The organism is Polaribacter sp. R2A056_3_33 (assembly GCF_019278485.1).
Classification (GTDB): Bacteria; Bacteroidota; Bacteroidia; order Flavobacteriales; family Flavobacteriaceae; genus Polaribacter.
Genome location: NZ_CP058984.1, coordinates 285448 through 299195, shown reverse-complemented (window position 1 = coordinate 299195; position 13748 = coordinate 285448). Strand labels below are relative to the sequence as shown.

The 13748-nt window shown below is 31.0% G+C and carries 11 protein-coding genes; all 11 read left to right on the top strand.

Annotation, left to right across the window (positions count from 1 at the left end):
* Positions 1-18: 18 nt before the first annotated feature.
* The 11 genes from H0I29_RS01465 (at position 19) to H0I29_RS01415 (ending at position 13740) form a co-directional block, all read left to right on the top strand.
* Positions 19-1113 carry an endo-1,4-beta-xylanase gene (locus H0I29_RS01465; RefSeq protein WP_158838281.1) on the top strand — a complete coding sequence of 365 codons (1095 nt, stop codon included), beginning with the start codon at positions 19-21 and terminating at the stop codon, positions 1111-1113.
* A gap of 71 nt (positions 1114-1184) precedes the next feature.
* Positions 1185-2783: a glycoside hydrolase family 43 protein gene (locus tag H0I29_RS01460; RefSeq protein WP_254712677.1), complete on the top strand. Its 1599-nt coding sequence runs from the start codon at positions 1185-1187 to the stop codon at positions 2781-2783.
* Positions 2784-2824: 41 nt separating this feature from the next.
* The gene (locus tag H0I29_RS01455) at positions 2825-4105 is read left to right on the top strand and encodes a sugar phosphate isomerase/epimerase (RefSeq protein WP_218754173.1); all 1281 of its coding nucleotides are present in this window, start codon (positions 2825-2827) and stop codon (positions 4103-4105) included.
* Positions 4106-4115: 10 nt separating this feature from the next.
* A complete protein-coding gene (locus H0I29_RS01450) occupies positions 4116-4868 on the top strand; it encodes a ThuA domain-containing protein (RefSeq protein WP_218754172.1) in 753 nt (250 codons plus the stop codon).
* 78 nt (positions 4869-4946) lie between these two features.
* Positions 4947-6356 carry an alkaline phosphatase gene (locus H0I29_RS01445; RefSeq protein WP_218754171.1) on the top strand — a complete coding sequence of 470 codons (1410 nt, stop codon included), beginning with the start codon at positions 4947-4949 and terminating at the stop codon, positions 6354-6356.
* A 133-nt stretch (positions 6357-6489) separates the two neighbouring features.
* Positions 6490-7659, top strand: coding sequence for a hypothetical protein (locus H0I29_RS01440; RefSeq protein WP_218754170.1), 1170 nt, complete (start codon positions 6490-6492; stop codon positions 7657-7659).
* A gap of 10 nt (positions 7660-7669) precedes the next feature.
* Positions 7670-8614 carry an SMP-30/gluconolactonase/LRE family protein gene (locus H0I29_RS01435; RefSeq protein WP_218754169.1) on the top strand — a complete coding sequence of 315 codons (945 nt, stop codon included), beginning with the start codon at positions 7670-7672 and terminating at the stop codon, positions 8612-8614.
* Between the two features lie 24 nt (positions 8615-8638).
* A complete protein-coding gene (locus tag H0I29_RS01430; protein WP_218754168.1) occupies positions 8639-9823 on the top strand; it encodes an endo-1,4-beta-xylanase in 1185 nt (394 codons plus the stop codon).
* Positions 9824-9880: 57 nt separating this feature from the next.
* Complete coding sequence (locus H0I29_RS01425) at positions 9881-10930, top strand: aldose epimerase family protein (RefSeq protein ID WP_218754167.1); 1050 nt, start codon at positions 9881-9883, stop codon at positions 10928-10930.
* 230 nt (positions 10931-11160) lie between these two features.
* Entirely contained in the window at positions 11161-12309 is a 1149-nt protein-coding gene (locus tag H0I29_RS01420) for an endo-1,4-beta-xylanase (RefSeq protein WP_218754166.1), read from the top strand.
* 12 nt (positions 12310-12321) lie between these two features.
* Positions 12322-13740, top strand: coding sequence for an MFS transporter (locus H0I29_RS01415; RefSeq protein WP_158838271.1), 1419 nt, complete (start codon positions 12322-12324; stop codon positions 13738-13740).
* The last annotated feature ends 8 nt before the right edge of the window (positions 13741-13748 follow it).

Sequence of the window (13748 nt, the reverse complement as noted above, 5' to 3'; positions counted from 1 at the left end):
TTTTAAAAATACCATACTATGAACTACAGTAAACATTTTAATTCAGTATTTATATTTACAACAATTTTTTTATTGCTTTCTTGTAACAATGGTGTAAAAAAAGAAGAGGTGAAAGGGCTAAAAGAGTACGCCAGTTTTCCTATAGGAACTGCGATTAAAATAAATACATTATTAAAAGATACACAACTACAAAAATTACAGAAAAGTAATTTTAACAGCATTACTTCTGCAAGTGATATGAAAATGAATAGTATTATGCCTAAAGAAGGTGTTTATTCATGGAAAATAGTAGATAGCATTGTTAATTATGCACAGAAAAACAAGCAAAGATTATTTGGTCATAATTTAATTTGGCACAGTTCTACACCAAATTGGGTTCAAGAAAAAGCATCCAAAGATAGTTTGTGGTTGGGTACTTTTATGAAAGAATACATTACAAAGTATGTAACAAGATATAAAGGAAAAGTTGCTGCTTGGGATGTAGTTAATGAAGGATTAGAATCTCATGGAGGTGAAGTTAGAAAAACAATTTGGTACAATGCAATTGGTAAAGATTATATAGCAAAAGCATTTCAATATGCGCATGAAGCAGACCCAGAAGCTATTTTGTTTTATAATGATTTTAATATTGAAAGAGATACGTTAAAACTAAACAGTACGCTTACTATGATTAAAGAATTACAAGCAAAAGGAGTGCCTATATCTGGTTTAGGTTTTCAAATGCACATTAGAATGGATACTCCTGATGAGGTAATTGCAAATTCATTAAAAAAAGCTGTAGAAACAGGGTTACAAATTCACATATCTGAGTTAGATATTATTTTTAATAAACACGATGATACTAGAGGTGGCGGTATACAAGTCTATGAAAAACTTACAGAAGAAATGAAACAAGCACAAGCCAAAAAATATAAGAATTTGGTTAAAATGTACAAATCTATTGTACCAAAAGAACAACAATACGGAATTACTTTTTGGGATTTTACAGATAGAGATTCATGGATTAATGGTTTTTTTAATTTAAATGATTGGCCAACTATTTTTGACGAAAAATTAGCACCAAAACCTGCCTATTTTGGTTTTTTAGAAGGATTAAAAGAAAAAAGTAAGTAATGAAGAATTTTTTTATAATAGTAATTGTTTCTGTTTTTTGCTTCAATTGTTCAGGTAAAAAAGAAAATAAAATGACTAGTGAATTCGTAGAAACTTCATTTGCAAATCCTGTTTTAAAAGGGTTTTATCCAGACCCAAGTATTTGTAAAGTAGATAGTAGTTATTATCTAATAAACTCAACTTTTGCCTATTTTCCTGGTATTCCTGTTTTTAAAAGTGATGATTTAGTAAACTGGAAACAAATAGGAAATGCTTTAGACAGACCAGAACAATTAGATTTAGAAGGTTTAGAGGTTTCTCAAGGCGTTTTTGCACCTGCAATTTCTTATCATAATGGAGTGTTTTATATTATTAACACAATTGTTGGTGGTAAAAATAATTTTATTATTTCTGCTTCTAATCCGGCAGGACCTTGGTCTAACCCAACTTGGTTGCCAGAAGTAGAAGGCATAGATCCTTCTATGTTTTTTGATGAAAACGGAAAAACATATGTGGTTTTTAATAGCAATCCTCCTAATAATTTACCAGAATATGATGGACATAGAACTATTAAAATTATAGAGTTAGATGTTAAGAATCTAAAAACTGTTGGTGAAGCTAAAATAATTATAAATAAAGGCGCAAAACAAGAAGACAAACCCATTTGGATTGAAGGTCCGCATATTTATAACAGAAACGGATTTTACTATGTAATGGCTGCAGAAGGAGGCACCGCAGAAGATCATTCTGAAGTTGTTTTTAGAAGTAAAAGTGTTTTAGGTCCTTATAAAAGCTATGAAAATAACCCAATTTTAACACAAAGAAATTTAAAGAATACTAGAAAAAATCCAATTACATCTACAGGGCATGCAGATATTATAGAAGACAATTTAGGGAATTGGTGGGGCGTTTTTTTAGGATGTAGACCTTATGATGGTGATAACCATTTTAACACAGGTAGAGAAACTTTTATGGCACCTGTAAAATGGGAAAATGATTGGCCTATTTTTGATTTAGAAGGAGATGTTGTAAAAGACCATTATCAAATAACATTAGAAAAACCATTTGCAAATATACCGTCTGTTAATGCAGATTTTATAGATGAATTTAATACAGATATTTTAGCTTTCGATTGGCTTTTTTTAAGAACACCAAAAGAAAAATGGTATTCACTTTTAAACGGAGAATTAACTATAAATACACGTTCAGAAACTACCTCAGGTACATCAAACCCAAGTTTTATAGGTTATAGACAAAAGCATTTATTTGGTGAGGTAACCACAAACTTATCTTTTAAAGCAGTTGCAGAAAATGAAAAAGCAGGCTTAATTGCTTTTCAAAATGAAAAACATTATTACTACTTATGTAAGAGTTTAAAAGAAAACAAACCTGTAGTTCAATTATTAAAATCATCAGAAAAAGGAATAGAAGAAATTGCCTTTAAATCAATAAAAGAGAACGATAAAATATCTTTTAAAATAGAAGCAAAAGGAACATTTTATAATTTTTACTACTCAATAAACAATACAGATTGGCTAGTTCTAAATAAAAATGTTGATGCTACTTTTTTAAGTACAAAAATTGCTGGAGGTTTTGTCGGTACAATTTACGGAATGTACACAACTTCATTGGGAGAAAAAAGTACAAACAAAGCCATTTATCATTGGTTTAAAAATAAGAATTTAAATTAATAGTAGTCTGTAAACTAGTGTTTTAAAATAAATTTAAAAAAATGAAAAGCGTTCTATATTTAATATTAGTTTTAAATTCATTTGTCAGTTTTGCTCAAGAAAAGGATAGTCTATTCTCTCAAAAAGAGAGACTTAGACAATATGCTGGTCAATGGGTAAGTGCTATTAATCCCAGTACAGATAGTGTAGCAAAATTTCCTCAAATAAAAATGAGTAGCATAAATAATTTTAATAATCATTCGCTCACGGTTGATGTTTTACAAAAAGATAGTACCAATCAATACGATCAAATACTGCATGAAATTATTGGTTATGATAGGGTTACCGATACTATTTTTGCTGCCGGTCATAATGCACAAGGCGCATTTTTTACAGGAAAAGGTGCCTTTTCTTCAGAAAATCATTGGACCATGCAAGACAAAGATCTCAATGGTAATAAAACAATGAAGGTTGATTTTAACTTTCAAAATTATACGGATGTTATATTGGAAGGATTTGACACTAATGAAAAGAGTTTATGGAAAACGAGATATATTAAGCAGAATCCTAAAGACAAAAATATTGGTATTCAATTGGTTTCTGTTCACAAAGAGATGCTAAAAAAACCAGAACAAACCTTAATTCAGTTAGGTAGAATGGGGTATAGCTATGTGGAAACCTTTGTATATAAAAAAGGTGGCTTTTATGGTCAAAGTCCAGAGCAGTTTAAGGTTATGGTTGAAAAATCAGGCATGAAATTTTTGGGCTCAATGACTTTTTTCGATCCTGAAGATAAAAATGATGATGCTGCAATAAATACGTGGTGGAATAAAACGATACAAGATCATAAAAAAGCAGGTGTAGAATATCTATCGACCTCAAATAGTAAATTAAAAGGTATTAAGACGATCAAAGAACTTAAAGAGTATTCTAATTATTATAATAAAGTTGGAAAACTTTGTAAAGAGAACGGATTGAAGTTTGTTTATCATAATCATGCTGATGAATTTTTAAAGATAGAAGGCGTAACTATTTATGATTATTTTCTTCAAAACACCAATCCTGAGTATGTCTATTTTCAATCTGATGTATATTGGATGCAGGTGGGCGGTGTAAATCCTATCCATTATTTTAAAACCTATCCTAACCGATTTATTAGTTGGCATATAAAAGACTATAAAGAATTAGGTGCAAGTGGTAAAATAGATTTCAAAGATATTTTTAACTATCAAGAAATAGCTGGAGTTCAATATATCTTGTCCGAAGTTGAAGATTATAGCTTTCCACCTTTGTTTAGTGTCGGTTTAGCTTGGGAATATATTTATTATGAATTATTAAAATAACAGTTTGCTTATGAAAGCTTTTACAATGAAGTATCTTTTATTAACTATATTTTTATTTACAATGATTAAAACCAATGCGCAAGATCAGTTTCGTGTTTTATTGTTTACCCAACATGATACTTGGCACTACAATACCATTCCTGTTGCTGTAGGGGCTTTTCAAGAAATGGCATCAGAAAATCAGTTTCAATTTGATTGGACACAAAGACCAGATGATCTTATAGAAAAATTACCAAAATATGATGTAGTCATATTTATGAACGCCAATGCCAATTTTTTAACACCAAAACATATGGATGCTTTAAAAAAATTTATGAAACGAGGCGGAGGCTTTGTTGGTATACACGGAACAGCAGATGGTGAAAATGATAATGCTTGGTTTGATGGTCTTGTTGGAGCAAAATTTGTAGATCATCCAAAATTACAAGCCGCAATTGTAAACGTCAAGAATAATGATTTTCCAGCAACTTGGCATCTACCAAATAAATGGCTTCGTAGTGATGAATGGTATAACTTTAAAAACATGAATTTAGATAAACTGAATATTCTATTAACTGTTGATGAGGCTTCTTATGATTTTACTGCGGGTTATGATGATATTCCGTTAAAAGGCATGGGAGCAGAACATCCTATTTCTTGGTACCAAGAATATGAAGGAGGAAGATCGTTTTACACAGCTTTAGGTCACAAACCAGAATCGTTTAAAGACAAAAACTTTTTGAATCATATTTTGGGTGCAATATATTGGGTGCAACTTAAATAAACTATTTACAAAATTTTAGAGCCTATTTGGTTTTATCAAAAAAATAGAACTCACTTTACATTTACTAAAATAAATATTATGATAAAGAATCTAATGATAATTTCAATAGCCTTTTTTTGTGCTATTGGTTATAGCCAAACAAAACAAAATGCAAAATATGTATTTCTGTTTATTGGTGATGGTATGGGGGCAAATCAAGTTTATGCTACCGAAATGTTTTTAAATGCAAAATCTAATGAGATTAAAGCAGACAAACTATTAATGAGTAGTTTTCCGGTGAACTCGAATATGACTAACTATTCAGCTAGTTCTTATGTTACCACATCTTGTGCAGCAGCAACAGCAATGTCAACAGGGTTTAAAACGAATAATGGTATTATAGGAAAATCACCCGATAAAAAAATAGCTTATGAAAACATATCTCAAAAAGCAAAAAAAGCAGGTTTTAAAGTAGGTATATTATCTAGTGTAATGATAGATCACGCTACTCCAGCTTCCTTTTATGCACATCAAGATTCTCGTAATATGTATTACGAAATTAGTATGGAGTTACCCAATTATAATATCGATTATTTTGGAGGCGGAGGTTTTCATCATCCTAAAGGAAAAAAAGGAGATCAACCAGATTCATTTGAAAATGCTATTAAAAAGGGCTATACCATTGCAGATTCTCATAAGGAATTTAATAAACTAAAAAATGGTGATGAAAAAATAATTGCCATAAATCCTGAAATGTATCCTTCAGGAGAATTTTACTGGGCTATTGATAAAAAAGAAGGCGCGCTTTCTCTTGCCGATTTCACAAAAAAAGGAATTGAAGTAATTGACAATGATAAAGGTTTTTTTATGATGGTAGAAGGAGGTAAAATTGATTGGGCTTGTCATGGAAACGATGGTGTATCCATGGTTCATGAAGTAATCGCTTTTAATGATGCAATTAAAGAAGCCTATGAGTTTTATAAAGAACGACCAGATGAAACATTAATAATAGTTACTGCAGACCATGAAACAGGCGCTCTAACTACAGGGATAAATTATGCCACACATCCTGAATTGTTGAAATACCAAATAATTTCAGTTCAAGAGTTTAAAAGAAAAATGACTGAACTTAAAAATACGGATCCAGAAGTTTCTTTCAATACTATTTTAGATTTAGTACAGGCAGATTTTGGTTTAGGAAACAATGATATCGGTTTGTTTTTAGATGATAAAGAATTAGCCTTATTAAAATCAGCCTACAACAAACAGTTTAAAGGAAATAAGAACGTAAATGCGGATGCCGATTATTTAAGTAAAACCGAGGTAAAATCCATTGGAGAAACAGCAGCCTATATTTTAAATAAAAAGGCAGGAATAAGTTGGGGTTCTGGCGATCATTCTGGCACACCGATTCCTGTTAAAGTTATAGGTAAAGGTCAAGACGAGTTCTCTGAGTATTTCGATAATACAGATTTACCAAAAAAAATAGAGAAACTTATGGGGATATAGTTGAATCATTTTAGATGAAATTCTATTAAAAATATCCTCAATTTATATAATAAAAAAAGGAATAATATTCCATTATCGAAAATTCAATACGCATTTTATATACTATTAATAATGTATCACTAAAAATAAAAATATGAAACATAAAATAATATTATTAGCTATAAGTTTAATTTGTTTTCTAGCTGTAGATGCGCAAAACATTGTTTATGTATATGGAGATGTTGCTGCTGATGGTGCGATACCATCTGGAAGTAAAGAACCATTTCACCAAATGCGTTTGAATGATGAAGGTGATTTAGGAATGAGTGGTTTCAAAAAAGCATTGGAAGCTGTTGGGTGCACAATAAGCGAAGTTTACGATCAAGAAATTGTAATTAATGCCAAATTTCTAAAGGAGATTGATGTTTTAATTTTAGGCTCAAATCAGCGAGTTTTTATAGAAGTAGAAGCTAAAGATTTAAAACGTTGGGTAAAAAAAGGTGGCGGAGTAATTGCTTGGTCGGATAGCGGATTTGGTGGAGAATATAGCATTGTAGGTGTTGATAATGAAGTGGGGCGAATTTCTGACAATGTTTTAATGGAGCAATTTGGTATGCGTTTTTTGACCGACAATGGTGCTGGAAACTACCTAGTGAACGAGTATGTACAAAATCATTTTATTAATAAAAACAATAAACATAAAGGCGTTGCTTTTAGAGGAGAAGGAGTAAGTTTTGTTCGTGTTTCTAAACCAGCAGTAATTTTAGCGAAAGCGCAAGAAGGCGGATTAGGCGGTAGGTTAGTTGTAAATTCAAATGATGGTGAATTTAATGAAAATACCGATGTAGCTTTAGCAATAGCTGAAATAGGTAAAGGTAGAGTAATAGGTGTTTTTGATCGTAATTTGTTTTGGAATGCCGGTGCTGGTACCCGTTTAAGTCATTCCGATAATAGGGTGTTTGCACAACGTATTGCACTTTGGGCAGCAGGTATAGAGGATGAGCAACGCTTTGCAAATGATACCAATGCTTTAGTTTCTGCAATAAATACACCCCCAACTATTTCTATTGATTATACGTATTCAAAAACAGATAACAGTCTTGCAATTACGGCTGTGATTACTGACGACGATAAAGATGCCATTAGCCCGGAAATAGTATGGGAGCAAGTAGAGGGTCCTGCTGATTGTGAGTTCGAAAATAATAATCCAAATACTACAACACCACGTATTTATATTCCCAAAGCAGGTAAATATGTTTTTAAAGCAAGTGTTTTAGATGGTGAGTTTGAAATTAATAAATTTTTAAACTATGTAAGAGAGTAAATTTATTAAAATGAAAGTAAAAGAAAAATTATTAAAAACCTTTTTAGGTTTTAAAAACATCATTTTGGTTTTTGTATTATGTACTTCATGTAATGCTCAAAAAAAACAGAGTAATCAAATTATAGTCAATGGAGCAGAATTGGTCTTAATTTCAGATGATTACGAATTTACAGAAGGACCGGCAGCCGATAAAGAAGGTAATGTTTATTTTACTGATCAGCCAAATGATAGGATTTTAAAATGGAATGCAAAAACCAATTTAGTATCTGAATACATGAAACCTTCTGGTCGTTCAAACGGACTTTATTTTGATAATGAAGGAAATTTACTATCTGCAGCTGATGAAAAAAACGAATTGTGGCGTATCAATTCAGATAAAAAAGAAACGGTTCTAGTACGCAATTTTGAAGGCAAAAAATTAAATGGGCCAAACGATCTTTGGGTTGATGCTAAAGGAGGTATTTATTTTACAGATCCTTATTATCAACGTGATTGGTGGTCTCACAAAAAGCCACAGCAAAAAGAAAATAGAGTCTATTATTTAGCTCCCAATGCAGATAAACCAATTATTGTATCTAATGATAATTATGTGCAACCGAATGGTGTTATTGGTTCTAAAGATGGTAGAAAATTGTATGTAGCAGACCAAGCAGACAATAAAACTTTTGTTTTTGATGTTCAAGAAAACGGAAATTTAGCTAATAAAAAACTATTCACCGCTAAGGGTTCTGATGGAATGACTATAGATAATAAGGCAAATGTTTATTTAACAGGAGCTGATGGTGTTACCGTTTTTAATGCTGATGGTGAAAAAATCGAACAAATTGCAGTTCCAAAAGGATGGACTGGCAATGTTACATTTGGAGGTAAAGACTTTAAAACACTTTTTATAACTGCTTTAAATTCTGTTTATACTTTACAAATGAATGTTAAAGGCGTTCGATATACTAATTAATATAATTAAAAAAAAACAAATTTCATGAAAAAATCAAAATTCACATGTACGCTAATTTGTGTTTTAATGCTTGCAATTACAAGTTGTAATAATGATAAAACACCAAAAGAAACTAGTAATAATTTACCTGTGTCTAATAAAGATATTGCACTAAAACGCGCTTTTGAAAAACAGTTTTTATTAGGTAGTGCAATAAACGATGATATTGTTTCTGGAAAAGAGAATATTTTAAACCAAATTGTAAAAAAGGAGTTCAATACAATTACACCAGAAAACTGTATGAAAGCAGAGGTGGTAAATCCGAAGCCTGGAGTTTATGATTTTAAAGCTGCAGATGAATTTGTTGCTTTTGGGAAAGAAAATAACATGTTTATTGTTGGACATACTTTGATATGGCATAACCAAACACCAGCTTGGTTTTTTACCAATGAAAAAGGAGGAGCTAATACTCCAGAAGAACAAAAAGAACGATTGCGTACCCACATTAAAGCTGTTGCAGGTAGATATGCAGGTAAAGTACATGCTTGGGACGTGGTTAATGAGGTTATTGACAATGATGGTTCTTATAGATCTACAACATGGGTAAATAGCATTGGAGATGGAGATGAAATGGTTAAGTTGGCATTTAAATATGCTAGTGAATATGCTCCTGATACAGAATTGTATTATAATGATTTTAATGCTTGGCGACCAGAAAAAAGAGATGGTATAGTACGCATGGTAAAAATGCTTAAAGAAGCAGGTATTCGTATTGACGGTGTTGGTATTCAGGCACATTGGGGTCTTAATTTCCCTAAGAATAAGTACATTCAAGAAGCTATTGATGCCTATGCTGCACTAGGAATAAAAGTGATGATTACGGAATTAGATGTTGATGTATTACCAGTTACTAAAGAAGGTCAAATAATAGGGCGTAGTATGATGGAACCTCAATTTCAATTAGAAGAGTTTGAAACATTTTTAGATCCCTATAAAGATGGTTTGCCTAAAGCAGTAGAACAGGATTTAGCGAATCGTTATAAAGAATTATTTGAAATTTTTGTAAAGAACAGAGATAAAATTGATAGAGTAACTTTATGGGGTGTTCATGATGGTATGTCTTGGAAAAATGATTATCCAATACCAAATAGAACGAATTACCCTCTTTTGTATAATAGAGATATGCAACCAAAATTGGCTAGAAAAGCTATTTTAGAAACGATACAATAAACAGATTGCTTTTGATAATTTAGAATCAATAAAATTGAATAGTCTTAAAATAGATTTATGAATTTAATCACTCCTGAAAATTTTAGATATACTTTAAATAACAAATCAATTAAATTATTTACTCTAAAAAATAAAAACGGAATTGTTAGTCAGATTACCAATTATGGAGGTAGGGTTGTAAACCTTTTTGTTCCTGATAAAAATGGTGTTTTTAAAGATGTTGTTTTAGGCTACGATTCTGCAAAAGATTATTTAGAAAAGCCAGATCATTTTTTTGGAGCTATTATTGGTCGTTATGGAAATAGAATTGCAAAGGGTAAATTTAGCATAGATAATAATGAGTTTTTATTGGCTAAAAACGAAGTAGAAAACCAATTACATGGAGGTGAAAAAGGTTTTCATGCTGTTGTTTGGCAAGCAAAACAACTATCAGATTCTACTTTAGAATTAACTTATTTTTCGAAACATTTAGATCAGGGTTTTCCGGGTAATTTAGAAGTGAAAGTAGTGTATACGTTAACTGATAAAAATGAATTACAGATAGAGTATTCCGCAGTTTCAGATGCAAAAACGGTAGTAAACTTAACAAACCATTCTTACTTTAATTTATCGGGTGATTTTAATAAATCCATAGAAAATCATTTATTTCAAATAAAGGCAAGTCATTATTTACCTGTAAATGATAAAATGGTTCCTTTGGGTAGTTTAGAAAATGTTATGAATTCTCCTTTCGATTTTAGAAAACTAAAAACCTTAAAGCAAGTTATTAATAAAGAACATCAACAAATAGCATTAGGTAGTGGTTTTGATCATAATTTTGTTTTGGACGATGTGAATGCTGGTTTTGTTGCAAAAGTAGTTGATGAAAAATCTGGCAGAAGTTTAGAGGTTTATACTACAGAACCCGGAGTACAATTTTATTCAGGCAATCATCTAAATAACTTAGAAGGCAAAAACGATATTTTATATCAAAAAAGAGCAGCGTTTTGTTTAGAAACGCAACATTTTCCAAATAGTCCTAATCAAACTAGCTTTCCATCAACCTTATTGCTACCAAGAGAAAAGTATTTTTCAAGAACTATTTATAAGTTTAGTGTTTATAAGTGATTGCTAGAATTAAGTAACACTTTTAAAACATAAAATATTTCTTGTAATGCAAGAATTGTTCTACTAAAAGCAGTATTTGTTTTACAGTAATCTATAGATTACAGTTAATTTTAATCCAATAACAAGGCGTTTTTTTTACAAGACTATTTGTTAGTTAGTTTAGCTTAAAAAGATTACTGAATAACAGTAATTGACATCCGTAGAAATTCACAAATAAATTCAATATAGATATGTTTAATAAAATTAATACAACGTTACTCTTGTTATCAATTTGCCTTTTAAGCTGTAAAGAAGCAAAAAAAGAAACTGTAATTGAAACACCTCAAAATAAGACGTCTTTAAAAGATAGTTTTAAAGAAGATTTTTTACTAGGAACAGCACTTAATACAGGTCAAATTAAAGAAGTAAATGCAGTACAAACAACTTTAATAACAAGAGAGTTTAATGCTATTACTCCAGAGAACGATTTAAAATGGGAGCAAATTCACCCTAAAAAAGACACTTATAATTTTGAGGTATCAGATGCTTATGTTGCTTTTGGTAATAAAAATAATATGCATGTTGTGGGGCATACCCTGCTTTGGCATAGTCAACTTGCACCTTGGGTACATGAAATTACAAATAAAGATACTTTAGTAAATACCATTACAAAGCATATAAATACAATTGCAGGTAGATATAAAGGGAAAATTGATTCTTGGGATGTTGTAAATGAAGCTTTAAATGAAGATGGGTCTCCAAGAGAATCTCTATTTTATAAAATTTTTGGAGATGAAAGCTATTTAGAATTAGCTTTTAAACTTGCCGAACAAGCAGCACCAGATGCAGAGCTAGTCTACAACGATTACAATCTTTGGAAACCAGCAAAAAGAGAAGGAGTTATTAGAATTGTAAAAAATCTACAAGCAAAAGGTATTAAAGTTGATGGTGTAGGTATGCAAGCACATTGGAGTCTAGAAGGTCCATCTTTAGAAGATATTGAAAACAGTATAATTGCGTATTCAGATTTAGGAGTAAAAGTAATGTTTACAGAGTTGGATATTACCGTTCTGCCAAATCCTTGGGAGTTGGATGGAGCTGCTGTAGAGCAAAGCTATGAAAGATACGAGAATGATCCAAAAATGAATCCTTATCCAAATGGATTAACAGAAGACATTGAATTAAAAATAGCAAAACGTTATGAAGATATATTTAATCTTTTCTTAAAACACAAAGATAAAATTAGCCGTGTTACTTTTTGGGGAGTTAACGATGGGCAATCTTGGTTAAATGATTGGCCAATTAAAGGGAGAACAAATTATCCATTACTTTTTGGACGAGATGATAAACCAAAAGAAGTATATAATAATGTAATTGCGCTTAAAAATAAGGCAAACTAATAACTCCTGAAAATGACAACTATTTCACACAAATTATCTGTAAAAGAAAAAGTAGGTTATGCTCTTGGAGATTTAGCAGCCAATTTAGTTTTTCAAACTCTAGTAACCTATCTTTCCTATTTTTATACAGATATTTATGGCTTAAAACCAGAAGATGCCGCATTAGTAACCTTAACAGTTGGACTTATAGCTGCGTTTGGTTTTAACCCTATGGTGGGTGCTTTGGCAGATAGAACAAATACCAAAATGGGTAAATTTAGACCCTGGATTTTATGGACTGCAATCCCCTTAGGAGTAACTGCATTATTAGCTTTTACTACGCCAGATTTTGAATATCAAGGAAAGGTTATTTATGCTGTAATTACCTATACTTTATTGTTATTGTTATACTCTGCAAATAATTTACCTTATGCTGCTTTAAGTGGTGTTATTACAGGAGATATGAAAGAGCGTAATAGCTTATCTGCATATCGATTTGTGGGTGTTTTAGGGGCACAGTTTTTTGTGCAAGTTTTTATGTATGATTTAATTCTAAAGGCAGGTGATGGTAACAAAGCAGCAGGTATGGAAACCGTAATGACCTATTTAGCCATTATAGGAACCATAATGTTAATGATTACCTTTTTTACCACAAAAGAAAGAGTAATACCTAAGCCAGAACAAAAATCTAGTTTAAAAGAAGATTTATCAGATTTGTTTAAAAATAAACCTTGGGTGATTATGTTGGTGCTTACAACACTAATATTTGTCACATTAGCAATGAAAGGTGGTTCTTATGTTTATTATTTCGAAAACTTTGTAAACGAAGAAAAGTTAAGAGCGTTTTTAGACCCATATAGATCGATATTACCCACATTTGAAAATGAAACCTCTTTTGGTTTAGGGGTGTTTAACGGAATTGGAATTCTAGTTGGTTTAATAGGTATCATTCTTTCTAAACGTTTGGCAGATAAATTCGGAAAACGAAATGTTTTTGCCATTTCGCTCTTTATTTCAACCTTATTTATTATTGCTTTTTATTTTTATCAACCAGAATCTATAGAGTTAATCTTTGTAACTCAGATTTTACACATGTTTTTTTACGGAATTGGGACTCCAATTCTTTGGACGATGATTGCCGATGTAGCAGATTTTTCTGAATGGAAAACAAACAGAAGAGCAACTGCCATTATATTTTCTGCAATGATGGTTGGTTTAAAAGGAGGTATTAGTATTGGTAGTGCTTTAGTTTCATCAATTTTAGGAGCTTATGGATATGATTCTCATTTAGAAATACAAAGTGAAGCAGCTATTAATGGTACAAAGTTATTAATTAGTGTGTATGCTGCAATTCCGTTTTTAATAGGAGTAGGGTTATTATATTTTTATGAAATAGATAAAAAAATGGAATTAAAAATAGAAAAAGAGTTAAACGAAAGAAGAGCAATTTAAAAAATAAT

What these genes read in the sequence shown, in the direction of transcription:
- H0I29_RS01460 (WP_254712677.1), top strand. Translation starts at nt 1,185, where the DNA reads ATGACTAGTGAATTCGTAGAAACTTCATTTGCAAATCCTGTTTTAAAA.
- H0I29_RS01450 (WP_218754172.1), top strand. Translation starts at nt 4,116, where the DNA reads ATGAAAGCTTTTACAATGAAGTATCTTTTATTAACTATATTTTTATTT.
- H0I29_RS01440 (WP_218754170.1), top strand. Translation starts at nt 6,490, where the DNA reads ATGAAACATAAAATAATATTATTAGCTATAAGTTTAATTTGTTTTCTA.
- H0I29_RS01455 (WP_218754173.1), top strand. Translation starts at nt 2,825, where the DNA reads ATGAAAAGCGTTCTATATTTAATATTAGTTTTAAATTCATTTGTCAGT.
- H0I29_RS01435 (WP_218754169.1), top strand. Translation starts at nt 7,670, where the DNA reads ATGAAAGTAAAAGAAAAATTATTAAAAACCTTTTTAGGTTTTAAAAAC.
- H0I29_RS01425 (WP_218754167.1), top strand. Translation starts at nt 9,881, where the DNA reads ATGAATTTAATCACTCCTGAAAATTTTAGATATACTTTAAATAACAAA.
- H0I29_RS01420 (WP_218754166.1), top strand. Translation starts at nt 11,161, where the DNA reads ATGTTTAATAAAATTAATACAACGTTACTCTTGTTATCAATTTGCCTT.
- H0I29_RS01445 (WP_218754171.1), top strand. Translation starts at nt 4,947, where the DNA reads ATGATAAAGAATCTAATGATAATTTCAATAGCCTTTTTTTGTGCTATT.
- H0I29_RS01465 (WP_158838281.1), top strand. Translation starts at nt 19, where the DNA reads ATGAACTACAGTAAACATTTTAATTCAGTATTTATATTTACAACAATT.
- H0I29_RS01415 (WP_158838271.1), top strand. Translation starts at nt 12,322, where the DNA reads ATGACAACTATTTCACACAAATTATCTGTAAAAGAAAAAGTAGGTTAT.
- H0I29_RS01430 (WP_218754168.1), top strand. Translation starts at nt 8,639, where the DNA reads ATGAAAAAATCAAAATTCACATGTACGCTAATTTGTGTTTTAATGCTT.